General features: G+C 71.1%; 19 protein-coding genes and 2 pseudogenes. 9 read left to right on the top strand and 12 right to left on the bottom strand.

What is annotated here, in order from left to right:
• The first annotated feature begins 162 nt into the window (after positions 1-162).
• From FSYMDG_RS05950 to FSYMDG_RS05925, 7 genes and pseudogenes are all read left to right on the top strand, one after another.
• The gene (locus FSYMDG_RS05950; protein WP_013872687.1) at positions 163-1,560 is read left to right on the top strand and encodes an 8-oxoguanine deaminase; all 1,398 of its coding nucleotides are present in this window, start codon (positions 163-165) and stop codon (positions 1,558-1,560) included.
• A gap of 272 nt (positions 1,561-1,832) precedes the next feature.
• Complete coding sequence (locus tag FSYMDG_RS05945) at positions 1,833-2,144, top strand: nucleotidyltransferase family protein (protein ID WP_013872686.1); 312 nt, start codon at positions 1,833-1,835, stop codon at positions 2,142-2,144.
• Positions 2,134-2,574 carry a HepT-like ribonuclease domain-containing protein gene (locus tag FSYMDG_RS27975; RefSeq protein ID WP_013872685.1) on the top strand — a complete coding sequence of 147 codons (441 nt, stop codon included), beginning with the start codon at positions 2,134-2,136 and terminating at the stop codon, positions 2,572-2,574. Before FSYMDG_RS05945 ends, FSYMDG_RS27975 begins: the two co-directional genes overlap by 11 nt.
• Positions 2,549-3,355, top strand: a pseudogene (locus tag FSYMDG_RS05940) (IS4 family transposase); the annotation flags it as partial. The gene FSYMDG_RS27975 and the pseudogene FSYMDG_RS05940, both read left to right, overlap by 26 nt.
• Positions 3,356-3,493: 138 nt before the next feature.
• Positions 3,494-4,930, top strand: a complete 1,437-nt coding sequence (tnpC, locus tag FSYMDG_RS05935; RefSeq protein WP_013872683.1) for an IS66 family transposase — start codon at positions 3,494-3,496, stop codon at positions 4,928-4,930.
• A 565-nt stretch (positions 4,931-5,495) separates the two neighbouring features.
• Complete coding sequence (locus tag FSYMDG_RS05930) at positions 5,496-6,929, top strand: bifunctional cobalt-precorrin-7 (C(5))-methyltransferase/cobalt-precorrin-6B (C(15))-methyltransferase (RefSeq protein WP_013872681.1); 1,434 nt, start codon at positions 5,496-5,498, stop codon at positions 6,927-6,929.
• Positions 6,930-7,053: 124 nt separating this feature from the next.
• Positions 7,054-7,680 (top strand): precorrin-8X methylmutase, encoded by a 627-nt coding sequence (locus FSYMDG_RS05925; protein WP_013872680.1) that lies wholly within the window; start codon positions 7,054-7,056, stop codon positions 7,678-7,680.
• Positions 7,681-7,839: 159 nt separating this feature from the next.
• Here FSYMDG_RS05925 and FSYMDG_RS05920 read toward each other — a convergent pair whose 3' ends face one another.
• The gene (locus FSYMDG_RS05920; protein ID WP_013872679.1) at positions 7,840-8,613 is read right to left on the bottom strand and encodes a cobalt-precorrin-6A reductase; all 774 of its coding nucleotides are present in this window, start codon (positions 8,611-8,613) and stop codon (positions 7,840-7,842) included.
• A gap of 83 nt (positions 8,614-8,696) precedes the next feature.
• On the opposite strand from FSYMDG_RS05920, the gene FSYMDG_RS05915 reads away from it, so the two are divergent.
• Entirely contained in the window at positions 8,697-9,902 is a 1,206-nt protein-coding gene (locus tag FSYMDG_RS05915) for a cobalt-precorrin-5B (C(1))-methyltransferase (RefSeq protein WP_013872678.1), read from the top strand.
• Between the two features lie 78 nt (positions 9,903-9,980).
• Here the strand turns inward: FSYMDG_RS05915 and FSYMDG_RS05910 are convergent, their stop codons facing one another.
• From FSYMDG_RS05910 to FSYMDG_RS05880, 7 genes are all read right to left on the bottom strand, one after another.
• Entirely contained in the window at positions 9,981-11,180 is a 1,200-nt protein-coding gene (locus FSYMDG_RS05910; RefSeq protein ID WP_050803349.1) for a hypothetical protein, read from the bottom strand.
• Between the two features lie 341 nt (positions 11,181-11,521).
• Entirely contained in the window at positions 11,522-11,962 is a 441-nt protein-coding gene (locus FSYMDG_RS25205; protein WP_043603071.1) for a hypothetical protein, read from the bottom strand.
• A complete protein-coding gene (locus FSYMDG_RS25200; RefSeq protein ID WP_131772242.1) occupies positions 11,959-13,584 on the bottom strand; it encodes a hypothetical protein in 1,626 nt (541 codons plus the stop codon). The genes FSYMDG_RS25205 and FSYMDG_RS25200 overlap by 4 nt, the downstream gene beginning before the upstream one ends.
• A 534-nt stretch (positions 13,585-14,118) precedes the next feature.
• Positions 14,119-15,372 (bottom strand): ATP-binding protein, encoded by a 1,254-nt coding sequence (locus FSYMDG_RS05895; protein WP_013872677.1) that lies wholly within the window; start codon positions 15,370-15,372, stop codon positions 14,119-14,121.
• 433 nt (positions 15,373-15,805) lie between these two features.
• A complete protein-coding gene (locus FSYMDG_RS05890; protein ID WP_013872676.1) occupies positions 15,806-17,554 on the bottom strand; it encodes an ATP-binding protein in 1,749 nt (582 codons plus the stop codon).
• 240 nt (positions 17,555-17,794) lie between these two features.
• Positions 17,795-18,175, bottom strand: coding sequence for a DUF202 domain-containing protein (locus tag FSYMDG_RS05885; protein ID WP_013872675.1), 381 nt, complete (start codon positions 18,173-18,175; stop codon positions 17,795-17,797).
• On the bottom strand, positions 18,172-18,582 hold the full coding sequence (locus FSYMDG_RS05880) for a YidH family protein (protein WP_013872674.1): 411 nt from the start codon (positions 18,580-18,582) through the stop codon (positions 18,172-18,174). Before FSYMDG_RS05880 ends, FSYMDG_RS05885 begins: the two co-directional genes overlap by 4 nt.
• A gap of 135 nt (positions 18,583-18,717) precedes the next feature.
• Between FSYMDG_RS05880 and FSYMDG_RS05875 the strand changes: the two genes are divergently transcribed.
• Entirely contained in the window at positions 18,718-20,001 is a 1,284-nt protein-coding gene (locus tag FSYMDG_RS05875; protein ID WP_013872673.1) for a DUF6986 family protein, read from the top strand.
• A gap of 138 nt (positions 20,002-20,139) precedes the next feature.
• Here the strand turns inward: FSYMDG_RS05875 and uraH are convergent, their stop codons facing one another.
• From uraH to pucD, 4 genes and pseudogenes are all read right to left on the bottom strand, one after another.
• On the bottom strand, positions 20,140-20,466 hold the full coding sequence (gene uraH / locus FSYMDG_RS05870) for a hydroxyisourate hydrolase (protein WP_013872672.1): 327 nt from the start codon (positions 20,464-20,466) through the stop codon (positions 20,140-20,142).
• Between the two features lie 129 nt (positions 20,467-20,595).
• On the bottom strand, positions 20,596-22,155 hold the full coding sequence (locus FSYMDG_RS05865) for an allantoicase (protein WP_013872671.1): 1,560 nt from the start codon (positions 22,153-22,155) through the stop codon (positions 20,596-20,598).
• Between the two features lie 178 nt (positions 22,156-22,333).
• Positions 22,334-23,688: pseudogene (gene allB, locus FSYMDG_RS05860) on the bottom strand (allantoinase AllB).
• Positions 23,685-26,105 carry a xanthine dehydrogenase subunit D gene (gene pucD / locus FSYMDG_RS05855; protein WP_131773870.1) on the bottom strand — a complete coding sequence of 807 codons (2,421 nt, stop codon included), beginning with the start codon at positions 26,103-26,105 and terminating at the stop codon, positions 23,685-23,687. The pseudogene allB and the gene pucD overlap by 4 nt, the downstream one beginning before the upstream one ends.
• Between the last annotated feature and the right edge of the window lie 16 nt (positions 26,106-26,121).

The following is a 26,121-nucleotide window of genomic DNA, read 5'->3' as shown; positions in this document are numbered from 1 at the left end:
CACATCCGCCACCGCGAACGGCCCGCATCCGTCATGGCGGGTTGCCATGGCGGGTTGCCATGGCGGGCTGCCCGCGTCCGTCGCGGCGGTGCCACGGCGGACGACACCGTGCCGACGCCGCGGTGAAACCGTCGGGCGGCGTCGGCGCGGCAGAATCGGCCCATGACCGCGCCTGTCCCGGCCTCCGTCCCGCAGCCGGTCGACCTGCTCGTCCGCGGTGCCGAACTGGTGGCGACCATGGACGACCGCCGCCGGGAGCTGCCCGGCGGCTGGGTGGCGGTGACCGACGGCCTGGTCAGCGCGGTCGGGGCGGCCGGTGACCCGCCCCCGCCGGCCCGGCGCACGCTGGCTGCGACCGGTTGCCTGGTCACCCCGGGCCTGGTGAACACCCACCATCACATCTTCCAGAACCTCACCCGGTCGTATGCGCCGTCGGTGTCCGGTTCGCTGTTCGCCTGGCTGCGCACGCTCTACCCGCTGTGGGCGCGCCTGGACGAGGAGGCGGTGTACGTCTCCGCCCACGTCGGCCTGACCGAGCTCGCGCTGGGCGGCTGCACGACCACCACCGACCACCTGTACGTCCACCCGCGCGGCGGCGGGGACCTGATCGCGGCCGAGATCGCCGCCGCCCGCGAACTCGGGATGCGCTTCCACCCGACCCGCGGATCGATGTCACTGTCGGTGAAGGATGGCGGGCTGCCGCCGGACTCCGTCGTGCAGGATCCCGACGACATCCTCGCGGACTCGGCGGCCCTCGTCGCCGCCCACCACGACCCCGCCCACGGCGCGATGGTGCGGATCGCGTTGGCACCCTGCTCACCGTTCTCCGTCAGCCCCGAGCTGATGTGGGCCACCGCAGAGCTCGCCGAGAAGCTGGACGTGCGGCTGCACACCCATCTCGCCGAGGACCCGCAGGAGGACGACTACTGCCTGGCGGCCTACGGCCGGCGCCCGGTCGAGCACTTCCAGGACCTGGGCTGGGGTGGCGACCGCGCCTGGGTCGCCCACTGCATCCACCCGAACGCCGCCGAGGTGGCCCGGCTCGGGGCCTGGGGCACCGGGGTCGCCCACTGCCCGAGCAGCAACATGATCCTCGGCGGCGGGCTGGCGCCGGTCGCGCAACTGCGGGCCGCCGGCGTGCCGGTCGGGCTCGGCTGCGACGGCTCGTCGTCCGCGGACGCCGCCTCGCTGTGGCTGGAGGCGCGCACGGCGATGCTGCTCGGACGGCTGCGCGGCGGGGCGTCCGCGATGTCCGCCCGGGACGCGTTGGAGATCGCCACCCGCGGTGGCGCGGCCTGCCTCGGCCGGGCCGGCGAGCTCGGTGAGCTGTCCGTCGGCGCGGTCGGTGACCTGGTCGTCTGGCCGCTGGACGGGATCGCCTTCGCCGGCGCCCTGTCCGACCCGGTGGAGGCGTGGCTGCGCTGCGGCCCGGTAGCCGCCCGGCACACCGTCGTCGCCGGCGCAACCGTGGTGGAGGATGCCGCCCCCGTCCACCACGGCCTCGACGACATGCTCCGCCGCCACCGCACGATCGCCACCGCCATCCAGCAAAACCCCTGACCGGCGTCCCGCTCTGGCCCCACAATCCCAGTATCCGGCGCCGGCACCGCGCCGGATACGCCGGCGACCGCTGAACCGGCACGTTCCGTTCACGATGTTCACGGCGGCGCTCAGGGGCCGGCCTCGGAGGCCGGACGGCTTTATCGGAAATCGGACCATCTGGTATAAAAAGAGCAAAATGACCTTGGTTACAGCAGTGCGCCCAGGCCGTGACCGGTTCGCCCGGTCGACATCCGCGCTCGCGGGGCAGAATCTCATCCGGGAGGTGGACAGTGCATCCGGTCATCGAGACGAAGCGTTCGGAGATCGAAACCCTGTGTCAGCGACTCGAGGTTCGACGTCTCGACGTGTTCGGGTCCGCCGTCGGGGACTCGTTCGACGTGGGCTCCAGCGACGTCAACGTACTGGTCGAGTTCGATGACGCACAGGCGGGGTTCGACTATTTCGGCAGCTGTTTCGACCTGAAGGAAGGCCTGGAACGGCTACTGGGACGCGCGGTCGACGTCGTCAGCGTCACGAACATCCGCAACCCCTACTTCCGCGACCAGGTTATGCGTACCAGGCAGTCCCTGTATGCGGCCTGACCCCCGAAAATACCTGTGGGACGCGGTGCACGCGGCCGGTCTTGCCCGCGGTTTCGCGCAGGGACAGTCGTTGGCGGACTATTTGTCGAACGCAATGCTCCGCGCGGCCGTCGAGCGCCAGTTCGAGATCATCGAAGAGGCGCTGAACCAACTGTCCAAGGCCGCCCCCATACCCGAGCTACCTCGTATCGTCGCCTTTCGGAACATCCTCATCCACGGTTACGCCATAGTGCAATGCCGCTCAATTAGCCTGGAGGGGCGTCCGTCCATCCCGACACGCCAACGCCCGATCCCGCATCGATCAACTTCTGAACACGGCATCCAGTCACGTTCCTCAACGTCGATCAGTAGGCGGCGGAGTGCTCATGCCGCGATTTCGGCCGGTCGGCAGATAGAATCCAGATGTGGTGCGCCTTCGCCAGGTAGTTGAATTGCCAGCCGTTGACAACGACCGGCTGACCGACCGCATCTCGATCGGTGTGCTCGCCAGAATCGTTCCCCGGGACCTCGTCGAAGAGGTACTGGTGGAAACGAAGCGGCAGGAACGGCGTACCAGGCTGCTGCCAGCCCGGGTCATGGTGTACTTCACCATGACGATGTGCCTGTTCTTCGACGATGACTACGAAGAAGTCATGCGTAAACTCGCCGGTGCGTTGAGATGGCTGGGGAACTGGCAGGGTGACTGGAAAGTCCCGACCACCGGGGCGATCTCGCAGGCACGGATCAGGCTCGGTGCCGCCCCCCTGAAGGTCCTGTTCGAACGTGTCGCTGTGCCGGTCGCGGGGCTGGGTACCAAGGGCACTTGGCTGCGTTCCCGGCGGCTGATGGCGATCGACGGGTTCTTCCTCGACGCCGCAGACACCCCCGAGAACGTGGCCAGGTTCGGGCGGTCCACCAACGGACACAAGGCCAGCGCTCTGCCCCAGGTCCACGTCGTCGCGCTCGCCGAATGCGGCACGCACGCGATCGTCTCCGCCGCGGTCGGTCCCCGTGCCAGCGACGAACGTGCTCTCGCCGCCACCCTGCTCGACGCCTGCGAACCCGGGATGCTCCTCACCGCCGACCGTTACTTCTACAGCTTCGACCTCTGGCAGCAGGCGCTCGACACCGGCGCGGACCTGCTCTGGCGAGTCAAATCCGATCTCACGCTACCGGTCATCCGGTCCCTTCCCGACAGCTCCTACCTCTCTATCATCGTCAACCCGAAAATCAGAGGGAAACAGCGGATCGTAACTGGTCAGGTCTGGTAGATCGTTTGTTTTTGGTTTCCCGGCTGGCTGGGACTCCTCGATGGCCTGAAGGCCCGGGTCGTTGGTGCTGTGTGGTTGATCGGGCCGTAGGGTCCGGGTGTGTCGGATGGTCCGCCCGCGTCGCCGCCGGTGCCGTCGTATGACGAGCTCGCGGCGCTGGTGGTGAGTCTGCGGGCGCAGCTGGTCGAGACCGCTGCGGCGTTGGAACAGGCGCGGGTGCGGATCGCCGAGCTGGAAGCTCAGGTCGCGAAGAACTCGCGGAACTCGGCGAAGCCACCGAGTTCGGACGGGCTGGCGAAACCGCCACCGAAGTCGCTGCGGAAGAAGACCGGCCGCAGGCCCGGTGGGCAGGGCGGGCATCCGGGATCGACGCTGCGGATGCTCGCTGAGCCTGATGTGCGCCTGCGGCATGAGCCGGGGCCGTGTGCGGGGTGCGGGGCGGGGCTTGCGGGCCGGCCTGTGACCCGGACCGAACGGCGGCAGGTGTTCGACCTGCCCGAACTACGTCCGCATGTGGTCGAACATCAGCTCATCGAGCGGGAGTGCGGCTGCGGGACGCGGACGAAGGCGGCGGCACCGGCCGGGGTGGACGCGCCGGTGCAGTACGGGCCGCGGGTGGCCGCGGCGGTGGTCTACCTGTATTCCGGTCAGTTCCTGTCGCAGGAGCGGACCGCGACCGCGCTGGCCGAGCTGGTTGGGATCCCGATCTCGGCGGGCACGGTCGGTGCGATGACCGCCCGTGCCGCCGCCGGACTCGACGGCTTCCGTGACACCGTCCGGGGTCTGCTGGCCGCCGCCGACGTGATCGGGGCCGATGAGACGGGGCTGCGGGTCGCCGGGAAACTGCACTGGGTGCACTGCGCCCGCACCGACAAGTACACGCTGATCGACTGCCATGCCACCCGCGGCAGCGGCGGGATCGACGCCCTCGGGGTGCTTCCCGCCTTCGGTGGGGTGGTGGTCCACGACGCCTGGGCCCCCTACGACAGCTACACCGGCGCCACCCACCAGCTGTGCGTCGCTCACGTGCTGCGCGAACTACAGGCCGTCGTCGACGCGGCCCCGACGGGAACCTGGTGCTGGGCCGCCCAGGCAGGCGACGCGCTCGTCGCCCTGCACCGCCTCGCCGTCGACGCCGCCACTACCGGCGTCACCATCGACGAGCAGGCACCGGCCACCCAGACCCGGCAGCTGCGCCACGCCGCTCACATCGGGATCAGCCAGACCTCGCCGCGCGGCACGAAACTCATGGCCGCCCGCCATGCCCTGGCCTGCCGGCTCGTCGACCGCGAAGCCGACTACCTTCGGTTCACCCGCGACTGGCGGGTTCCCGCGGACAACAACGGCTCCGAACGCGACATCCGCATGATCAAACTACGGCAGAAGGTATCCGGCTGCCTACGCACGCTCACCGGCGCCCGCCAGTTCTGCGCGATCCGCAGCTACCTGTCCACCGCCACCAAACACAGCATCAGCCTGTTCGACGCTCTCGTCCAACTTGCCGAGGGCCGTCCCTGGATGCCCGCGATCAGCTAACTCAAGATCAAAAACTACCTGACTAGTTACGCGGATTTTTCCCCCTGAGGACCACACGCACGCGCTCCGGGAAACCTTCACAGAGATCACCGAACGGCTTAACCCCGTGCGCCTCCACCGCACGTACCCACGCACCATCAGACGAGGCCGACACAACGCCTACCGAGTCAAAAGCCCAACAGACACCGGCACCAAGCATGATCAATCACCAAAGATCATCCTCGCTCGGGCCGCTTAACTAAGCGCCATTGCGCCATAGTGGACGACAGATTGGTCTGGCAGGTTCCTGAGGAGAAGCTCCCTGAACTCGAACAGGTCATGCAAGAAATCCTCGACAGCGGTTGAGAAGCCGCTCGTGGAGCCATCGCCTCCCGATACCGTAGGGACTCACGGTTCACAATGTTCCCGTAAGCCAACTCGTTCCAGCGCGCTCCGCTCCACGTCCCCGATATTCGCAGCGATAACATGAAGGCCGTCGATGATCTCCGCAAGCTCGGCGTCAGGCATCCACTCTCCTGACCAACCATCATGCTAACTATCATGATAGTTAGCATGATCAGCTCCGATGCCGGCCGTGGGTGCCGGGCGACGGCGGTATCCGGCGAAACGATCGGCCGAGGCGGTCAGGAAGGCAGCGAAATATCCAGTGACCGCGCGTTCAGGTGATCAGCTGCTGGTGGTCGTGGTGGGGGTGGGGGCCGACGGGTGGGGTGGGCTCACCGAGGCGGCCCGGGAGGCGCTGCGGGCCGGGCAGGTGCTGATGGGCAGCCGGCGGCAGTTGGGGCTGGTACCCGCCGATGTGGGGGGCCGTCGGGTCGAGTGGCCCACGCCGTTGGTGCCGGCGCTGCCGGGGCTGCTCGCCGAGCACGCCGGCGCCCGCGTGTGCTGCCTGGCCAGCGGCGACCCGATGTTCTTCGGCCTGGGCACGACGCTGGTGCGGCTGCTCGGCGCGCGGCGGGTGCGGGTGCTGCCCCATCCGTCCTCGGTGTCGCTCGCCTGCGCCCGGCTCGGCTGGGCGATGGACGCCGTCGACGTGGTGAGCCTGGTCGGGCGTCCGCTCAGCGCCGTGCACCCGGCCGTGCAGCCCGGCCGCCGGCTGATCGTGCTGTGCGCGGACGGCCACGGCCCGGCGGCGCTCGCCGGCCTGCTGGTGGGCCGCGGCTACGGCGGCAGCCCGTTCACCGTCCTGGAGAACCTCGGTGCGGACGACGAGCGCGCCCGCGCCGGCACCGCCGCGTCCTGGTGCGGCAGTGACGAGCCCGGCGGCGGGCAGCACAGCGGGAAGCGCGGCGACGGGGTGGCCGACCTGAACCTGGTCGCCGTGGAATGCGTGCCCGGGCCCGACGCCGACCATCTGCCTCGGACGGCCGGCCTGCCCGACGGCGCGTTCGAGCACGACGGCCAGCTCACCAAGCGGGAGGTGCGGGCGGTCACGCTCGCCAGGCTCGGCCCGGCCCCGGGCCAGCTCCTGTGGGACGTGGGCGCGGGCTCCGGCAGCATCGCGATCGAGTGGATGCGCACGCATCCGGCGTGCCGGGCGGTCGCCGTGGAGCCCCAGCCCGACCGGGTCGCGCGGATCCTGCGCAACGCGGACGCGCTGGGCGCCCCTGGCCTGCGTGTCGTCGGCTCCCCTGCCCCCGCGGCGCTCGCCGGCCTGCCCACACCGGACGCCGTGTTCGTCGGCGGCGGGCTCACGACCGCCGGTGTGCTCGAGCGCTGCTGGGCCGCGCTCCCGCCGGGCGGCCGACTGGTGGCCAACGCGGTCACCGTCGAGTCGGAGGCCGTGCTGGCCGGCTGGCACGCCAGCCACGGCGGCGACCTCGTCCGGCTGGCGGTGGCCCGCGCCGCGCCGGTCGGCGGTTTCACCGGCTGGCGGCCGATGCTGCCGGTCACCCAGTGGTCCGTGACCAAGACCGCCGGCCCCGCCGGCCCCGCGCCGGGGAGGCAGCCGGCCCCGGAACACAACAACAGTCCAGATACGACACAATCGCAGCCGTGACACTCACCACCGGACGCGCAGCCGTTGTCCCGGACCTGCTGGCTGTGGCGGACACCCGCTGCCGATCTGCCTCACCGGGCCACGGCTGGCTCACCGGGTGGCTCCCGACCGCGCAGGGCGGCCGGTGAGCGACTACGTCCGTGACGGCGCCGAGATCTACCGCCGCTCGTTCGCCACGATCCGGGCCGAGGCGAACCTCACCGGCCTGCCCGACGGCGTCGCCCGCACCGCCGTCCGGATGATCCATTCCTGTGGAATGGTCGATCTGGTGGCCGACCTGGCCTACTCACCCGGCGTGGTGAACGCGGCCAGAGCCGCGTTGCTCGCGGGAGCACCTGTCCTGTGCGACACCCGGATGGTCGCCGCGGGCGTCACCCGCGCCCGGCTGCCCGCGGACAACCCGGTGATCTGCACGCTGTCCGACTCCCGGGTACCGGGCCTCGCCCACCAGCTCGCCACGACCCGCACCGCCGCCGCGGTGGACCTCTGGCGGGACCGTCTCGACGGCGCTGTGGTCGCCGTGGGCAACGCCCCGACAGCGCTGTTCCGGCTGCTCGAGCTCGTCGAGTCCGGCGCCGGCCGGCCCGCGGCGGTGATCGGCGTCCCGGTCGGGTTCATCGGAGCCGCCGAGTCGAAACGGGCCCTGGCGGAGCATCCCAGCAGGCTGGAGCACCTCGTCGTGCACGGCCGCCGCGGCGGCAGCGCCATGGCCGCGGCGGCCGTCAACGCGATCGCGAGCGAGAACGAATGACCACGCCAGCCGAACGCCGTACCGGACGAGTGCCAAGCCGGCCGGTCCGACGCCCCGACACCGGCTGACCGGGCCAACCAGTCCGGCTGGGCGGCCAGGTCGGGGACCCTCGGCGACAACCGGCGGACGGTCGTCACCCCGCGTCTTCATCCGATGTCGTCACCCGGTGCATGACCGGTCGGTCGCCCCGACCAGTCGGGTGAGCCAGGCGACGGCGTCCTCGACGGTGGCCACGGCCGGCGTGCCGGGCGGCAGCGGCGGCCGGTCCACCATCAGCACCGGCAGGCCCAGGTGACGCGCGGCGACCAGTTTCGCCGCGGTCAGCAGGCCGCCGCTGTTCTTGGTGACGACGACGTCGATCCGATGCCCGCGCATCAGCGCCGTCTCCCCCTCTACCGTGAACGGGCCACGTTCGAGCAGGACGTCCATCCGCGCCGGCATCGGGGGTGACGGCGCCTCGATCGAACGCAGGAGGAACCAGTGCCGATCCGATCCGGCGAACGCGGCGATCCCGGACCGGCCCGTGGTCAGGAACACCCGCTCCCCGAAGCCGCCCAGGGCGGCCGCGGCGGCGGCCAGCGACGGCACCCGGTGCCAGTCGTCGCCATCCGTCTCCGGCCAGCCCGGCCGGCGCACGACCAGCAGCGGCACCGCGGCCGCCTTACTCCCTGTAATCGCAGCGGAGGTCATCAGCGCGGCGTAGGGATGGGTCGCGTCGATCACCGCGGCGATCCCGGCATCCCGCAGGTAGGACGTGAGGCCGTCCACGCCGCCGAACCCGCCCACCCGGATCTGTGCCGCCGTGGGCAGGGCGGGCGCGGCCACCCGGCCCGCGATCGAGTAGACCACCTCCACGCCGGGCAGTTCGGCCAGCTTCTCCGTGAGCCGCCGGCCCTCCGCGGTGCCACCGAGCACCAGCACCCGCCCGCTCATCGCCGGCCCGCCCGTCCTGACCTGGTAAGACGGCCAGGCCTGGCGGGACGGCTACGAGCGGGACGGCTACGAGCGGGACGGCTATGAGCGGGACGGAGCCCGCCGGGCGCCGTGGGAGCCGCCAGGCCGGCGAGCTGCGCTACGGCTGGACGACCGGCGCCTGCGCCACGGCCGCGGCCACCGCCGCCTACACCGCGCTGCTCACCGGTGAGTTCCCCGACCCGGTGACGATCACCCTGCCGGGTGGTCAGCGGCCGGCCTTCGCCCTGGCCCGGGAGGAGCTGACGTCCGGCGCCGCCACCGCCGCCGTCGTCAAGGACGCCGGTGACGACCCAGACGTCACCCACGGTGCCCTCGTGCACGCCCGCGTCCGACCGGCCGCGCCCCGGGCCGGTGTGGTGTTCCGCGCCGGCCCGGGAGTCGGCACGGTCACCCGGCCCGGCCTGCCGCTGGCCGTCGGCGAGCCGGCCATCAACCCGGTGCCGCGACGGATGATGCGTGCCGCGATGGCGGTGGTCGCCGCCGCCCACACCAACATCGCCAACACCAACACCGCCAACACCGTCCACGGCAACACCGCCCACGGCGACACGGACGGTGCCGTGGACGTCGACGTGGAGATCACGATCGGGGTCGACAACGGGGCCGAGATCGCGCGACACACCTGGAACCCGCGGCTGGGCATCATCGGCGGCCTGTCGATCCTCGGCACCACCGGCATCGTCGTGCCCTACTCCTGCTCGGCGTGGATCGACAGCATCCGGCGCGGCATCGACGTGGCCCGCGCCGCCGGCCACCGGCATGTCGCGGCCTGCACCGGCAGCACCTCCGAGGAGGTGGCCCGCCGGCTGCACGGCCTGCCCGACGACGCACTGCTCGACATGGGCGACTTCGCCGGCGCCGTACTGAAGTACCTGCGCCGCCACCCGATCCCGCACCTGACCATCGTCGGCGGCGTCGGCAAGCTCGCCAAGCTCGCCGCCGGTCATCTCGACCTGCACTCCGGGCGCTCCCAGGTCGACCTGGCCGCCCTCGCGGCGCTGGCCCGCGCCGCCGGCGGCGACGCGGAACTCGCCAGGCGAGTCGAGACGGCGAACACCGCGCTGGGCGCGCTGCGGGCCTGCCTGGCCGCCGGCGTCCCGCTCGGCGACCTCATCGCGGCGGACGCCTGCCGCACCGCGCTCGACGTGCTGCGCGGGGCGGCCGTGCGGGTCGAGGTGATCGTCATCGACCGGGCCGGGACGGTGATAGGTCACGCTGGCGCCAAGGACACCGGCAACGGTACATGACACCGTCCCTCCGGCAGGTGGCTCCGCTGCCGAACGGGCGGTTACGGCCATGGCCGTTCAGGCGTCCACGGTGCGCCGTCAGGCCGCCGGCGGCGGCAACAGCTCCCGGAAGGCCAGCATCCCGCCCGGGGTGAGCTCGAGCAGCGGTATCGGCTTCCCCGTCGGGCTTCCGGCGTTGTCGAAGGAGAGGTAGCCGCTGGCCCCGGCGACCTTCAGGCTGCCGTGCAACCGGTTCAGGGTCTGCTCGACATCGGCCGGGGTGACCTGGAGATGGCCGCCGATGGCCGCCTGCCTGATCGCGGTGACGGCCACCAGGACGGCATCGTGCGACATTATCACCTCACCGTCGTCCAGCGACTCGTTGGGGAAACTCCGGTGGAAAACGCCGGCGGGGTCCTGAAATCGAGCGACTGTCGTCCGGTTGAAGAAGGAACCGCTGTCCGGGGCCTGCCAGGCGCCCGGATGCGCGAGCGCGGTGAACATGACACTGATGTTCGCGGCCAGCGCCTGGTCGAGCGACCTGTCGCCCTCAAGGCCGGTGGTGTCGTCACCGGTCAGCACCGTGATGTGGTCATCCCCGCAGTTACGCCTGGCCAGTACCTTGAGGAAGTCCTTGAGTTCCGAGGACCGGCCGGCGAAATACACGATACCGGGTCGTTCGTTGCAGATGTTCGGCAGCATCTGGACAAATGTCGTGGCCGTCGCGCCCAGTTTCGAATTGTATTGTTCGACCTGACCGACAAGATGGTTCACCGTGTCCGGATACCTGCTGCTGAAGGTGTCGGCAAGGGTCCTGGGGTAGAGATCGTCGGGATTCGTGTCCTGGACCAGCATCGCCCGGTTGCCCGTCCTTCGCGCGTGGTCGATGACGGCTGCCACCTCGACGTGGTTCGGCGGGGCGACCCGCCGCAGCGTCGGGATCTCCACCAGGTCGTCCGACGTCATGGTGGCGCTGATCTGCGGAATGCCCAGCTCCCCGAGCCGGCGGATCGCGTCTCGAGTGGCGCCCAGGCTCGGCCCGAGGCCGGCCGTCGCCACCAGACGGTCCTTCCCGGCGACACGTTTCGCGAGAGCGTCGACGACCGGCTCCCACCTGGCGCCGTCGGTGCCCGTGTTGGCCAGCAGCAGCCGGATCAGCGGCTGCTCGGTCGCGGTGTCGTGGTTGGCGGCGTACTGGGCGGCGAACGCTCCTTCCAGGTCACGCCGGATCGACCGCACGTCGGAGACGTCCGTACCGTCGAGCCGCAGCGGGAAGACGTAGGCGACGGACACGCTCACCCGGTCGTGCCGCTTCGCGACCCAGTCGTTTTCTTCTCTGATCGCTTTTTCGACGTCCCCGAGCTCCCGAGCTCCCGAGCGAAAATGTAACCGCCGTCGGTGACCCCGACACATTCGCCGTCGTGACGCACCACACCCGCACCGCAGTCATCCGACAGCACCGGCGGCACGAAGACAAAAGCGAGCACCCCGAGCAGAACTACCAGGGCGGCCCCCAGCAGGATGAACGTGCGGCGCCGCCGCGTCCTGATCACGGGCGGGGTGATGACACCGGGCTCCGGCTCGTGACGCTGGAAGCGTCGCCGCCAACGGGGTCGGCTGTTGTTGGGCATGGTCGCGGATCACACCTCCGGGTCAGTGCGGTCGGCCGGTCGTTCGCCGCGCTGATATCGCCACGCCAGATTCAGCAGAAAATTGTAGGCATGCTCGTATTCCGGAACCACGGCCAACGCGTTGAGAGCGCCCGGAATCTGGGCTTCGTGAAGTACGGACTCGTGGGCGGACGGCTCGGTGGCCAGCCAACGGGCCAGTACGAGGCGAGCGACATGGACGTCCGGTCCCCCGCGCCACCACGGCCCCAGTTCCTCCATGGGATTGGACGTGGCCAGCGCGGCCATGGCCGTCGGCGACAGCGGTGCCCGGGTAATCCCGGCCAGCTCGTTCCACCACTGGTGGCCGTCCCACCGCCCGTCGGGCGATATCGTCGCCAGGCTGGCCCGTACATGCTCCACGACCGGGGTCAGCTCATCGATGGCGAGTTCGTGGTAAAGCGCCGCCGTCACATGTCCCGGGCCGCCGCCCGGTCGAGGCTGCCGGTAATGGTCCCGCATCCGACGGTGGACGTTCCGCCAGCTGTCCCGGTCGTCATCGGGACGGGCGCGCAGGTCCTGCAACAACAGGCGCCGCAGCACCGGGCGGAGCACCGGCCTGCCGGCGGTCTCCCGCGTGCACATGTTCTCCTGAAGATTCTGTAACAGGGCCTGCCGATGCTGGATATCGGACGTCCGGCCCAGCGCCGCATGTATCGAACTGGGCTCGATACCCTGTGGTGCGGCACAGGTGACCAGCATCTTCCGCTGGAGCTCCGTGAAAGGGGCGAGCCAGTGGTCCAGAGCATCCCTGCCGAGCGTGCGGCGCGCGGCGCCGGGCCCGCGCTCCCCGCTTTCGATTTCCAACAGGCAGCGGCTGTTCTCCTCCGCCTGTTCCGGTGGACGCCGACGGGCGACGATCCGTAACCCTCGCAGAACATGGCTGGCCGTTCCTGGATGACCGTCGGTGACGCGATGGAGGTCCGTTGCCAGCCGGCGCCACCGGTCGGGCAGGTCTGCGCGTCTGACCAGCAGGCTGACGTCGTTCGCCGTGAGGTCGGGTAATTCCACCGATACCACCATGACCCCGCTTCGTGCGCGTCCGCGCGCCGGCCGCGGGCCCAGTCCGCGTAACCCGCCGCGTCGAGCGGGCGTATCCGGCCCCCCGGGGTGCCGTCGCGGACCGGGTTCCACCCCCGGCTGGCTGCGATCACGACCAGTGGATCGCAGGTGCCGGCGCCCTCCGAAGCCCGTTGATGGCGTTCCTCCACGAGCAGGTGAAGAAACTCCCTGCCGCCGGGGGAATGGTGGACGTTGTCCAGCAGCAGAACGCAGTTGAAAAGGTCGCTGCCGGCCTGCCGGCCGGCAGCGAAACTGTCGTACAGATCGGCGAGGAACATCTTCACCAGCAGCCGCTCCACCTCCTGGCGCGACTCGTCGTCGGCGCCCTGGAGCGCGACCAGGTCGGCCAGGGCGTCCGGGCTGATCGGCTCGGCGGTCCGCCGCGAGCGCTCCGCCCGTTGGAAGGGCCATGTCCGCCGACCGCCCAGCCGGGCCCGCCACTGCATGGAGGCGAGGACGGTCACCGCGGCGGACGCCACATCCGGCAGTTCCAACGAGGCGAGCACGGGGCTGACAATCCTGATGATGTCGTCACGGTTGCGCTCCGCCCAGGTCCGGTCGCGCAGCAGCCTGGTGATCTGGTACAGGGTCTGGATGCGATCGTTCATCTCCAGCTCGCTGGCCAGGATGAGCAGGCAGGTGTACAGCCGGTCGAAAGTGATACGCCGATAACCGGGCACCTTCCCGGCAAGACCGAAAGCGGTCCGGACCAGGATCTCGCGGGCCGGGGAGATGTCACGCCCCGGCGCCGGCTGCCGTCCCGTTCCGCCCAGATTCAGCCGGACGTGCGGCACGGCCGCGCACCATCGTTCGATCTCGTCGAGCACGGCGCTCCGGCCGATGCCCGGGGGCCCGAGCAGCAGGACAATCGGCAGGTCGCGGTTCCGCGCCTCGTCGGAACGGTCCAGGCACTCCTTCATCAGCCGCCGGACCGGTTCCTCCCGGCTTCGGGAGATGGCCGTTCGCTCGCTCATCGGGCAGCCTGTCGGCTGCTGCCAGACAAGCGTGAAACGCACCGTGGGGCGGTCGCGTCGATCGCCGACAACATCTCACCAGGGCACATGCACATATCCATCCGACGAAGTGCGGAGGACGAGCCGGCCAGCCCGGCCGCATCCGCGGCACCAGGATCTGTGACGCCAAGATCTGTGGCAGCAGAGTCTGCGGCGGCAGGACGTGGGCAGGGTTCGGGCCCATCAACCCAGAGCGTACAACCGCTTACATACCGGACGGTTCCCGGGCCGATCCACCTGGATGCCCGATGGGCATGTCATCCTGGCCCATCCTCGGCACACGTCCGCCGGAAAATCCCGGACGACCACACGGATTCCCGGCCGAGAAAGGATGTCGATGAGCGGAGCCATGACGTTGAAAATCGGGTCCGCCTGGCAGGCGAACGCTCCCCACCGTGCGTTCAGCGGCATCGTCGGAAGCAGCCGACCAGTTCACGATCCGGCTTCCGGAACACGTCGCGACCACGGGCACGCCGGCGCCGGCGCCGGGCCCGGCTATCCCGCTCGGGCCGCCCACAGAGCGCAGATGGGCAGCGCCCAGATCCGGTCGCCGAGCTCGAAAGGCATCGGACCGGTGTGGAACACGACTCCCGCGCGGAAGCCCTGGCCGAGATGGTCACGGAGCCACACGAGGTGGCGGGCGTCCCGAACCGTCGGCGCCGAGGACGCCCTGATCTCAATCGCGATCGCCTGGCCTCCTCCGAGGTCTATGACGACATCGACCTCCTGACCGTCACGGGAGCGGAGGTGGTGCAGCCGGGCACGTGGGTGGAGAAGGGTCACCTCCGGTCGGAGCTGAGCGACGACGAAGGTGTCGAGCATTCCGCCGAGCAGGTCTCCGTCACGCAGCACACTCCGCTCGTCCACCCGGGCGGCGGCGAGCGCGAACGCGGGATCGGCCAGGTACCGCTTTGCCCGTTTGGTCAGCCTGTTCAGACGGTTCGTCGACCACGCCGGAACGAGATCGATCAGGTAGAGGGCAGTCAGAATCCGGTCGTAGGCGTCCGCGGTCCGCTGGTTGATGTCGGCGGCCTGGTAAAGCGTGCCCTCGCCGGGAAGCCCTGCTGTCGCGAGTCCGAGAACTTCGAGGTAACGGCGTAGCCGGACGGGATCACGCTGTTTCCCCGCCGCTAGCACGTCCCGGGTGACGACATGATCGACATAGGCGTCCAGCCAGGCGAGCCGCGCGGGTGCGCTCAGGTTCAGCGCGGCTTCGGGGAAGCCGCTCCTCAACGCGAGGTCGACGTAGTCGTCCAGGCTCGGGGGTGTACCGGCAATGCTCAGGCGCGAGATGTCCGGGCCCAGCAGCAGATCGAGCAGGCCCGGCTGATCGATGGAGCGGGTGATCTCCCGTTCGGTGAGCCCGTGCAGCACCAGCCGGACGACACGCCCCGTCCCGGGCCACTGGCGCGTGGTGAAGTCGGCTTCGACGCTACCCGTGAGAAGGAACCGGCCGGGACGAGGGTCGTCATCGACTGCCCGCTTGACCGCACCCAGGACCGCCGGCACCTCCTGCCACTCGTCAAGGAGGACAGGCTCATGGGCGCGGCGCAGCGCCACGTCTGGATCCGCGGCGACCGCCGCGGCGACCGCGGGGTCGTCCAGCCGCAGAACGTCTCCGGCAACTCGCCGGGCGGACGTCGTCTTCCCTGCCGCGCGCGGGCCGGTGACCATGACAGCGGGCAACTCGGCGAGAAGGCCTGCCAGGCGCCCGTCGGCGATCCGTGGGACATACCTTGACGTGGCCATACAGCGACACTACACAGTCTGCGGGGCTGTCAGTACATAAATTGCGGGCCTGTAAGTACATGTTCTGCGAAGCTACCAGTACAAGTTCTGCCAGCACATCCGCACACGTTCCGCACCCGCTGGCGCCCCACTCGACAGCAGCTCCCGCGGTGGACGGGGACCGGGCCGGGGTGAGACCGGGGGCATGCCGACGCTGCCGGAGGATGTGACCGCTACACTGACCCCGCCGCTCACCGGTCTGGACACCAAGCCGGCCGCGTGCTTCCCGGGAGATCCGAGCACCGCCGTACCGGTGCACACCTGCTACGTGCCGGATGGCCGCGAGCGTCGTCGAGGATCGGGCCGCCAGTGAGGCGTGCCGTCACCTCCGGCGATCGCCACCGCCCGCGGTCCGCCTTACGGACCTGCGTAACAGACCTACGCGTGGGAGTGATCAGTCACGATCTGTATCTTCGGGGCGGAAAAGCTGGCCCTGGCGTGTGCGACGGTAGCGCACATGTCTGCTCCTAGAGCTGCTGCCGACGATTTCGACCAGGCCTTCTTCTCGCATGATTTTCAGCCACCGGAGGATGGCCTGATCACCAAGACCGGTTCGTGTGACGAGCTCGGAGCGTGAAAGAGCCCTGCTGCCGAGGGCGAGGAGCAGTTCCGGTCTGCGGTCGGCCCGGGCGGACCGGCTTTTCGCCGGCGCCGTTCGCCAGGACAGCTCGTATCTGGCCCAGCGGCGGCTTCCGATCTGCGTGACGAGTTCACGAGCGACCAGATCCTGCAGTTCGCTGGTGGCGACGCGGGAGTCGACGCCAGTCGCGTCGCGGTAGGCGCGGTTGTCGAGGAGGCCATCCTGGCGCAGAAGCGCAAGCGCGATGCACTGGCTGTCGGTCAGGCCCTTTTCCTCCAACCCGCTGATCCAACCGACGGCCTCCTCACTCAGCAAGGTGTGGTTGGGCAGAACGACGGCGAAAGACGAAATTCTGTCGTCGAAATCCGGCGGGCTCATGCCCGCGGCAAGCAGCGAGTCGAGCATGGCGCGAATGCCCGACCCACGATTCTCACAGACAGTGCGGGTCTCACCAGGCAGTGGTATGTCTTCGAGAATCTTGATAAGTGCGGCGTTACGGGCCGAGGAGATGCCCTCCTCACCAAGGCTGTCGACCGTGACGGGACCGAAAAGCCCACCAGGATTACGGACCACCAGGCGATCGGGGTACATCTCGACCTGGACCTGGGTACCTCGGGCGCCACTGGACAGGTCACGATGGACCAGGGCGTTGACGATGACTTCGCGCAGCGCGGTCTCGGGATACTCCCAGACGTCCTGCCGGCCCGCACCCGCGATGACCGCCCGGCGAGACATGTTCCGGCGGACGACCGCCAGTGTGTCGCGGACCATGACCGGGACCGGGCCTTCCAATGTCACATTATCCAGGAATCTCTCGGTGGACCGGCCGCCGGTCTCGGTCGGGTAGTGGACGAAAGTGACCACGAGTTGCGGGAAATGCTCCTGTGGATACCTGCCCAGCGCAAGCAGCCCGCCCAGCGAGACCACATCATCGCCGCCGTCTCCGGACACAAGCACCTTGGCCCGGCGCAGTACCGCCAGCCGGTCAAGATCCTGGAACGCATATGGCCTGCTGATCCTCAGTCGTGCGATCAGCGCGTCGACGCCGACCGCATCTAGATGATCAAGACTGGCGCCATGGACGGGCTGCTCGTCCTCACGGGGCTGACCGCGTGCGGACAGCATCATCTGGACCTCATAGGCCGACAGTCGACGATCTCCGTCGCCCACTCTGACGTAGCTGCCCTTGGTGATGCCGGCCCCACGCGAGTAGCAGGGCTTCTGAGCGGGGTCGAGCTCGGGAACCTCGGCGACCAGAACCTGGGCACCCTCGAAGTCATGAATCTTGATCAGCGGCCGCAACGGAGGCTCCATGTCCTCGGCACACATGCAGCCGAGATCAGCGGCAAGCCTCGCTGGATCGGGAAGTCCTGTCGCGGCGAAGCCTCGAGTTTCGTCCAGACCAAGAACGATCATGCCGCCTCGCGTGTTGGCGAACCCTGAGAGGGTCGCACGCAGCGACTTCGGCAGCCCACCCTGCGCCTTCTTCACCTCCACATCCGCGATGTCCGCACCGATGGCGCGAAGGTTGTCGACGATCTCCGCAAGCTCGGCGTCGAGCATCCGCCCTCCTCACCGACCATCATACTAGCTATCATACTAGCTAGCATGATAGCTAGTATGATGAGCTTTGGTACCGGCCGTGGTGTGGCAGGTGGCGGCGGCATCCGCGAGACGACCGGACAGTGCAACCGGGAAGGCGGCAGGAGATCCAGTGAGCACTTCCACGGCCGTGCGTCCGGCTGAGCGGTCGAGTCGAGGTAGCTGTCGCGGAATCCACAGGTTCCCGTCCGCGACCGGGGCTCAGCTCAGCACGAACGCGAGGGCAGCCAGACCGGACACCACAGCCGCCAGCGCCACGCATCGGAGCGCTCCGGCCGGGCTCGTCCAGCGGCTGCCCGCATCGGCCATGCCCCGGTGGTGGCGTCTCGATCCGATCAGCCACGCCGCCGCTCCAGCGCCGAGCGCCCACGCGCCGGCGGCCCATCCCAGCGGACGATTCCCGTGGCCGTAGGAGACATGCAGGAGCAACGCCCCCAAGCCGACGAACGCGAACCCGGTGCGCTGCCAGGCCAGGTAGGTCCGCTCCGGTTGTGTCTCCCCCGCGGCGCGGTCCGGCACCATCGGCCGATCGCCGCAGGCCCTGGGGCCGCCCGGGGCGGCGCTGCCGTCGGCAGGGCTCACCGTGCCCCTCGGCTGGCGACCAGCACGAAGATCAGCGCAGCCGCGCTCACCAGCGCCACGCCGGCAGCGAGCAGCCGGGGCAGTCCCGAAACCGGCAGCGACCGCCGCTCCCGCATCGCCCGTTCGACGATCACCCATCGTCGGTAGCTGGTCGCGGCAACGGTAGTGCCGAGCACGATCAGCGGCACGCCCAGAACATGCCGGGCACCGGGGACGCTGAACTCGGGCACGACCTGGACCACCGCCACGCCGCCCGCGAGCAGGGCGAGCGACGTGCGGATCCACGCGAGGAACGTCCGTTCGTTGGCGAGGCTGAAGCGGACGTCCGGGTCCTGACCGACCAGGCCGACATCCCCCAGCCGGCGCCCATTCCTCGGACGGCACCACCACGCGCGCGCGGACCACACCCGTCGGGACGGTAGGCGACCGCTCCCATGCCCGTCTTCGCCCGCGCCCACCTCCTCACCGTACTGGTCGAAACGTCGCCACCAGGTACGCCGTCAGCCCCCCGCAGCGGCGCTGGCCGGTGTGAGACTGGGGACATGCCGACGTTGCCGGCGGATCTGACCGCCGCGCTGACCGCGCCGCTCGCCGGGCTGGACGCCGAGCTGGCCGCCCGCTTCCCCGGGGATCCGGGCACCGCCCAGCCGGTGCACACCTGCTACGTGCCGGCCGACCAGGTGACCGTGACCGTCGCCGAGGACTGGGCCGCCGCAGCCCGGGCCGCCTTCGACGCGCACGCCGGCGAGCCGTCCGACCTGGCGGCGGCGACCGGCGTCCCGGCGATCCTGGCCGGACGGGTCCACGCCCATGTCCGCCGGGTACTCGCCGGCTCGCCGGTCGCTGACCTCCGGGTGGATCTCGAGGACGGGTACGGCGTCCGCGCCAACGCCGAGGAGGACGCCCACGCCGTCGCCTCGGCCGAGGCGCTGCGCGCGGCCGCCGCCGCGGGCCGGCTCCCGGCGTCCTACGGGCTGCGGCCGAAGTCGCTGGACGCGGCCGTCCGGGACCGTGGGCTGCGCAGCCTGGACCGCTTCCTGACCGCGCTCGCCGCGGGTGGCAGCGCCGCCGCGCCGCCCGGGCTGGTGATCACCCTGCCGAAGGTGAGCGCGCCACAGCAGGTGAGCGTGTTCGGCGCCGTCCTCGCGGAGCTGGAAGGGCGCCTCGGGCTCGCCCCCGTACCGCTGGAGGTGCAGGTCGAGACCCCGGCGGCGGTGCTGGCGCTGCCGGCGGTCGTGGCGGCGGGCCGGCCCCGCCTCACCGGCCTGCACGTGGGCACCTACGACTACTCGGCGGCGCTGGGGATCAGCGCCGAGCACCAGGCCGGTGACCATCCGTCGGTGGAGCTCGCCACCGCGCTCATGCAGCTCGCGGCGGCCGGGACCGGGATACGGGTGGCGGACGGGTCGTGCAACCTGTTGCCGGTCGGTGACCGCGCCGCGGTGCACGCGGCCTGGCTGCGACACGCCGAGCTGATCCGCCGGGCCTGGCGGCGCGGGCTCTACCAGGGCTGGGACCTGCACCCGGCGCAGCTGGTCTCCCGGCACGCGACCGTGGCGTCCTGTCTGCTCACCGGCCTGCCCACCGCCCTGGCCCGGCTGTCCCGCTGGGCCGGCACCGGCACCGCGGCCGCGACCGGCCCGGTCGCAACGGCCGGCCCGGTCGCCGACGAGCCCGCGACCGCCCGCGCGCTGGCCGGTCATCTCCGACGGGCACTGGACGTGGGCCTCCTCGACGACGCCGACCTGGCCGCAACCGACCTGACCCGCGGGACGATCATCGCTGCCGCCCTGCTCCCACCGGGAACCCACCGACCATCTGGATGAGCGCATCCGATCACGAGCATCCGATCACATCGTCCACCCCGCGGTCTGCCCGCACACGCGGTGCTCGGCTCGTAATGCTCGTTCATGCTCAAGTTATTGACTACTCTTAGTAGTCAAACAACTTTGGCATAGAACGCCTCAGGTGCCGCGGTAGGCGGAGAAGCCGTAGGGGGACAGCAGCAGGGGGACGTGGTGGTGCTGCCCGGGGTCGGTCACGACGAAGGTGATGACGACCTCCGGGAAGAACGCCGAACGGGACGTGGTGTCGAACACCAGGCGCCACGCCCCCGGCCCCTCAACCGGCAGATCCCGCACCCGCCCATCACTGTCGGTCACAGCGGACGTCACCAACCGCCAGCCGCGGACGTCGCCGCCGAAGCCCACGATTATTCGTTCGAGCTGGACCGGGATGCCTTCGGCCGGCTCCCCGGTGGCGGTGTCGAGCACATGCGTGGAAACAGTCACTCCCGCATCATGCCTCTCTCACCGTCAGCGACCATGCTCATTCGCACGCGGTACCGGTGGGTGGCGCGGCCTGGCCCGGGCCGGCGCCCGTGGCCATCAGCGGCCGGGCCGCCGGTCACGGGCGGCAGGTCACGGGCCGCTGATCAGGCGTCGCAGGCGCAGCTCGGTGATCTCGGCCTGCTGGCCGGCCGCGACCCGCAGCTCGGTGGCCGGGTCGTTGCCCAGCCGTTCCCGCAGCAGCCCCAGCATCTCCTCGGCGCTGCGGCCGGCAGCCCGCACCAGGAAGATGTAGCCGAAGCGGTCCTCGTACTCCTGGTTGCCGGCGACCAGCGCCGCCTTGAGGTCCAGGCTCGCGTTGTCCAGGGCGGCCTGTTCCCGGCGCGGGGCGTCCATCCCGGCCAGGGTGGCCCGGGTGGACGTGGTCGGCGCGGGCAGCGGGGCGCCGCGTTCCCCGATGCGGGGGTGCGCGGTGAACGCCTCCAGCCAGTCCGCCTCGGTGAGCTGCCACCAGTGCTTACTGGCCGCGTCGAGCAGCGCGGCCAGCGTCGGGTACGGCCGGCCGTCGCCGACCGCGGCGGCCCAGTCCTCCGAGCCGCAGCAGCCCAAAAGTTCGGCGTGGGCCGCCCCCGGGGACAGCGCGTTGAACCAGCGCATCGCCAGCTGCTGGCGTCCGGTCTGGATCGGGGTGCCGATGAGGCGCAGCCGGGCCAGCCCACCGTCGGGGAACGCCTCCAGCCGCACGTGGGTGGCCTCCACCGGGACTTCCAGGTCGAACAGGTGCCGGGTGTTGGGCTGCACCCGCACCTGCGGCAGCAGCGGGTACCAGCGGGTGATTTTCTCTATCGACGAGACCTCGTCGTTGCCGAACAGTTCGGGGGCGGATGCCGCCCACAGGGCCACCGACCGGGGCGCGTTGCCGTGGAAGTGCCGGGTGTCGACCTCCGCCCGGATCACCTGACCGGCGGTGGCCAGCCGCACCACGGCCCACTCGTGGCCCACGCCGCGGCGGCGGCGGGTCTCCCAGCCCTCCCCCATCACCCGGGCCTCGCCGGAGGCGTTGAGGTTGTGCCGGTCGCCGTAGTGCATGTCGCTGCACGCGATGACCACCCCGCCGAGATAGGCCGCGGCCAGGTCGGAGGTGACGCGGTCGAGCAGCCTCGGGTCGGGGATCACCGTGCCGTGCACGCGCAGCCTCGCCACCCCGCCGTCCGGGTGGATGGTCAGCCGCAGGTGCGTGACGCGGGTGTGGCCGGCCCGCACGACCGGCAGGACGTTGACCGCGTCGGCCTGGACCGGTGTCCTGGGCACCAGCGCGACCCAGCTGACCGATGCCTCGGCGACCTCGGCCGCGGACGGGTAGCCACCGAGGGTGGCACCGTGGATCTCCACCGACTCCGGGGCGTTCCCGGTGAAGTGGGAGGTGTCGACGGTCACCGCGCGCACCACGCCGGGCGCGCCGAGTCGGATGATCGCCCAGTCCGAGCCGTACAGGTCACGGCGGCGGCGGGTCTCCCAGCCGTCCGTCCACGCGCCACGCTCGGTGAACACCCCCGGCCGGGCGATCGGCGGCTCGGGCAGCAGCATCCGTTCGGCGAGTGCGAAGAACTCGTCGTTGACGGCCACCACCGACCCGCCGAACCGGGCCGCGGCAAGGTCGACAAGATTCGTCAGATCGGGAGCGTCGCTCACGGATCCTCTTCTCTACGGATTCTCTGCGGACTTTCTCCGGTGGACGCCCGCGACCGTGCGGGCGGACGTCCACCGTTGGAAACTCGGACGTTCAGGTGGCACCCGGACGCCCGGGTGGAATCCGGACGCGCCGAAACCGGACGGCCTGAACGATCAGGTGCCCGGTCGGATGCCGGTGTCATCGCGACAGCAACCTGCCGTGCGGCGGCCGGTCGCCGTCGGCCCGCCTGCCGCGCAGGTAGGTGGCACGTACGACACCGTCCAGGGTCCGGCCCGCATAGGGGGTCAGCGGATGGCGGTGGGCGAGCCGGGCCGGGTCGACGGCAAAGGACCCCTCGGGATCGATCACGGCGAGGTCGGCGTCCGCCCCGGGGCTGATCCGTCCCTTGTGCGTCAGCCCGACCAGGTCGGCCGGGCCGGTGCACATCCAGCGGGCCACGTCGGCCAGGTCGTGGCCGCGGCGGCGGGCCTGAGTCCACACGGCGGCCAGGCCGAGCTGCACCGAGGCGATCCCGCCCCACGCCGGCCCGAAGTCGCCGGAGCCGACGGTCTTCAGCTCCGGTGTGGACGGCGAGTGGTCGGTCACCACCGCGGTGAACAGGCCCGCGGCGAGCCCCTGCCACAGCCGCTCCCGATTGTCCTCCCCCGGATCGGAGGTGCGCACTTGTACACAGTCGCACCATCGGGAACCTCCTCGGCGGTGAATGTCAGATAGTGCGGGCAGGTCTCGGCGGTCAGCGCGACTCCAGCGTCGCGGGCGGTCAGCACGTCGTCCAGCGCCGCCGCCGCGGACAGGTGCAGGACGTGCAGGCGGGCGCCGGTGGCCGCGGACAGCGCGGCGAGCCCGGCGACCGCCTCGGTCTCGGCCGCTGGCGGGCGCGCGGCCAGCCAGCGCGCGTACCGCCGGCCGGCGGTAGGCGGCGCCGCGTCCAGGACGGCCGGCGACTCGGCGTGGACGACGGTCAGCGCGCCGAGCCGGGCGGTGTGGGCGGTGGCGGCGGCGAGCACGTCCATCCCGACGTGTGGGAACTCGTCCACCCCGGACGGCGCGAGGAATGCCTTGAAACCGAACACCCCGGCGTCGTGCAGGGCCGAGAGGTCGGCGAGGTTGCGCGTGTCGGCGCCGATGATCCCGCCCCAGAAGCCGACGTCGACCCATGTCTGGCCGTCGGCGGCGGCCCGCTTCGCGGTCAGCGCGGCCAGCGACGTCGTCGGCGGGATCGCGTTGAGCGGCATGTCGATGATCGTGGTGACCCCGCCGGCGGCGGCGGCCCGGGTGGCGGTGGCGAAGCCCTCCCACTCGGTCCGGCCCGGCTCGTTGACGTGGACGTGGGTGTCGACCGCCCCGGGCAGCAGCGCGAGATCACCGAGATCGGTGACGCCGGGGGTGGCGCGCACCGCCGCCGGCGGTGTGACGGCGGTGATCCGCCCGTCCCTGATGTGCACGGCGGCCGGCCGGACACCGTCCGGGGTGACGACCCGTGACGAACACAGCACGGTAGGACGTTCCGGCGGTTCGACCGGCCCGATCATCGGCCACCACCGACATCTTCAGGATCGTCAGATTCGTGATCGTCAAGGCCCAACAGGTCCTGCGGGCGGATCGGCACCCGGCGCAGGTCCCGGCCGACCGCGTTGCGCACCGCCGCCACAACGGCCGGCGTCGCCGAACAGGTGGGCGCCTCGCCCGCCCCCTTCACCCCGTAGGGCGCCCCCGGCTGCGGATGGCTCAACGCGACGAAGTCCAGCTCCGGGACGTCGGCCGAGCTCGGCAGCACGTAGTCGTGGAACGTCGGGTTGCGCACCACCCCGTCCCGCACCACCAGCTCCTCCATCAGCGCGAGCCCGAGCCCCTGCGCCGTGCCGCCCTCGACCTGCCCGCGCAGCGACAGCGGGTTGAGCACCGTGCCGACGTCCTGGACCAGCGCCATCGACACCACCCGCACCAGCCCCAGGTCGACGTCGACGTCGACGACCGCGCGGTGCGCCGCCGCGGCGAACGCCACGTGCACGTCGCCCTGGCCGTCGGCGTCCAGCGGCTGGGTGCGCCGGTGGCGGAAGACCTCCACCGCCTCGACCGGCCCGTCGGCGAGCGCGTCCACGAGCGTCATGCGCACCCCGGCCTCGCCGGCGACGATCTCACCGCCGGCCAGCGTCAGCAGTCGCCGCGGCACCGCGGCGACGTCGTCGGGCAGGCCGAGCCGGCGGGCCGCCCGGGCCAGCAGCCGGTCGGCGACCGTGGCCGCGGCGGCGCGCACGGCACCGCCGCTCATCCACGTCTGGCGGGACGCGCTGGTCGACCCGGCGCTGCCGGCGGTGGTGTCCGCCGGGGCGAGCACCACCTCGTCCACGCCGAGCTCGGTGCGGACGATCTGCCCGGCGATCGTCACGAAGCCCTGGCCGACCTCGGCGCACGCGCTGTGCACGACAGCCCGGGGCACGCCGTCCGGCCCGGCCTCCAGGCGCACCCGGGCGGTGGCATAGTCGTCGAACCCCTCGGAGAACAGCAGGTTCTTGTACGCCACCGCATAGCCGACCCCACGGCGGACGCGGGCCGGGTCGGCCGCGGCAAGGCGCCCGCCGGGCAGCGACGTCACCGGCGTCCGCGTGGAGACCGGCGGTGGCAGCGGCCGGGCCGCGAGTACGTCGATCATCTCCCGCAGCGGCAGCGGATCGGGCACGACCTGCCCGGTGGGCAGCACGTCACCCGGTTCGAGCGCGTTGCGCCGGCGCAGCTCCACCGGGTCGATGCCGAGGGCGTCGGCGAGCCGGTCCATCTGCGCCTCATGCCCGATGGCCACCTGGGGGACACCGAAACCGCGCATCGCCCCGCACGGCGGGTTGTTCGTGCGGACCACCCAGCCGTCCAGCACCGCGTTGGGCACCCGGTAGGGCCCGGCGGCGTGCGTGACCGCGTTGGTCAGCACCGCCGGGGACGACGACGCGTACGCCCCACCGTCCAGGATCAGACGTGCCTGGACGCTGACCAGCAGCCCGTCCCGGGAGGCGGTGTGCCGGAACCACATCCGGGCCGGATGCCGGTGCGGATGGCCGAGGAACGACTCGACCCGGTCGTAGGCGATCCGCACGGGGCTGCCGGTGACCAGCGCGAGCAGCGCGCCGTGGATCTGGAGCGTGATGTCCTCGCGTCCGCCGAAGGCCCCGCCGACACCGGCGAGGGCCAGCCGCACCCGGTGCTCGGCAAGACCCAGGCAGGCCGCGACCTGCTCACGGTCGGAGTGCAGCCACTGCGTCGCCACCCGCAGGTCGACGCCGCCGTCGGCCGTCGGCACGGCCAGCGCGGCCTCGCAGCCGAGGAACGCCTGATCCTGCATGCCCACGACGTAGGAGTCGGTGACGCTGACCGCGCCGCGGGCCGCCGGGTCACCGTGGCGAAGATGGATCTCGCGGAAGACGTTCCCGTCGGGATGCAGCAACTCGAACGCGCCAGGACCCGCCAGCCCGTCCGGGCACGGCGGCCCTCCGGCACACAGCGATCCGCCGGGACTCGGCGATCTGGCGGGAGACGGCGATCCGGGGCCGCGGGCGGCGGCCACGATCCGCTCGGGGTCGGTCCACGGTGGCAGCGGCTCGTAGTCGACCTCGATCGCGGCCAGCGCCGCCGTGGCGGTCCGGGCGTCCACCGCCGCCACCGCCGCCACCGGTTCGCCCTGGTAGCGCACGACGTCGGCGGCGAGCACCGGCTGGTCGGCGACGATCAGGCCGTAGGTGGCCCGGCCCGGCACGTCCGCCGCGGTCACGACCGCCGCCACCCCGGGCATCCGGCGGGCCGCGGCGGTGGTGATCCGGCGGATGCGGGCCCGTGGATGGGGGCTGCGCAGCGTCCGCGCGTGCAGCATCCCCGGCAAACCAAGATCACCGGCGTACGGGAAGGTACCACTGACCTTGGCCGGCCCGTCCGGGCGTGGCACGGACGCCCCGATCCCCATCCCCTGATCGCTGGCT

The sequence above is a fragment of the Candidatus Protofrankia datiscae genome, assembly GCF_000177615.2.
Classification (GTDB): Bacteria; Actinomycetota; Actinomycetes; order Frankiales; family Frankiaceae; genus Protofrankia; species Protofrankia coriariae.
Note: the sequence above shows the minus strand (reverse complement) of the source record. Positions and strands in the feature narration are given on the sequence as shown.

What these genes read in the sequence shown, in the direction of transcription:
- FSYMDG_RS05950 (WP_013872687.1), top strand. Translation starts at nt 163, where the DNA reads ATGACCGCGCCTGTCCCGGCCTCCGTCCCGCAGCCGGTCGACCTGCTC.
- FSYMDG_RS27975 (WP_013872685.1), top strand. Translation starts at nt 2,134, where the DNA reads ATGCGGCCTGACCCCCGAAAATACCTGTGGGACGCGGTGCACGCGGCC.
- FSYMDG_RS05930 (WP_013872681.1), top strand. Translation starts at nt 5,496, where the DNA reads ATGCCGGCCGTGGGTGCCGGGCGACGGCGGTATCCGGCGAAACGATCG.
- FSYMDG_RS05920 (WP_013872679.1), bottom strand. Translation starts at nt 8,613, where the DNA reads ATGAGCGGGCGGGTGCTGGTGCTCGGTGGCACCGCGGAGGGCCGGCGG.
- FSYMDG_RS05915 (WP_013872678.1), top strand. Translation starts at nt 8,697, where the DNA reads ATGAGCGGGACGGAGCCCGCCGGGCGCCGTGGGAGCCGCCAGGCCGGC.
- FSYMDG_RS25200 (WP_131772242.1), bottom strand. Translation starts at nt 13,584, where the DNA reads ATGAGCGAGCGAACGGCCATCTCCCGAAGCCGGGAGGAACCGGTCCGG.
- FSYMDG_RS05895 (WP_013872677.1), bottom strand. Translation starts at nt 15,372, where the DNA reads ATGGCCACGTCAAGGTATGTCCCACGGATCGCCGACGGGCGCCTGGCA.
- FSYMDG_RS05890 (WP_013872676.1), bottom strand. Translation starts at nt 17,554, where the DNA reads ATGCTCGACGCCGAGCTTGCGGAGATCGTCGACAACCTTCGCGCCATC.
- FSYMDG_RS05875 (WP_013872673.1), top strand. Translation starts at nt 18,718, where the DNA reads ATGCCGACGTTGCCGGCGGATCTGACCGCCGCGCTGACCGCGCCGCTC.
- pucD (WP_131773870.1), bottom strand. Translation starts at nt 26,105, where the DNA reads ATGGGGATCGGGGCGTCCGTGCCACGCCCGGACGGGCCGGCCAAGGTC.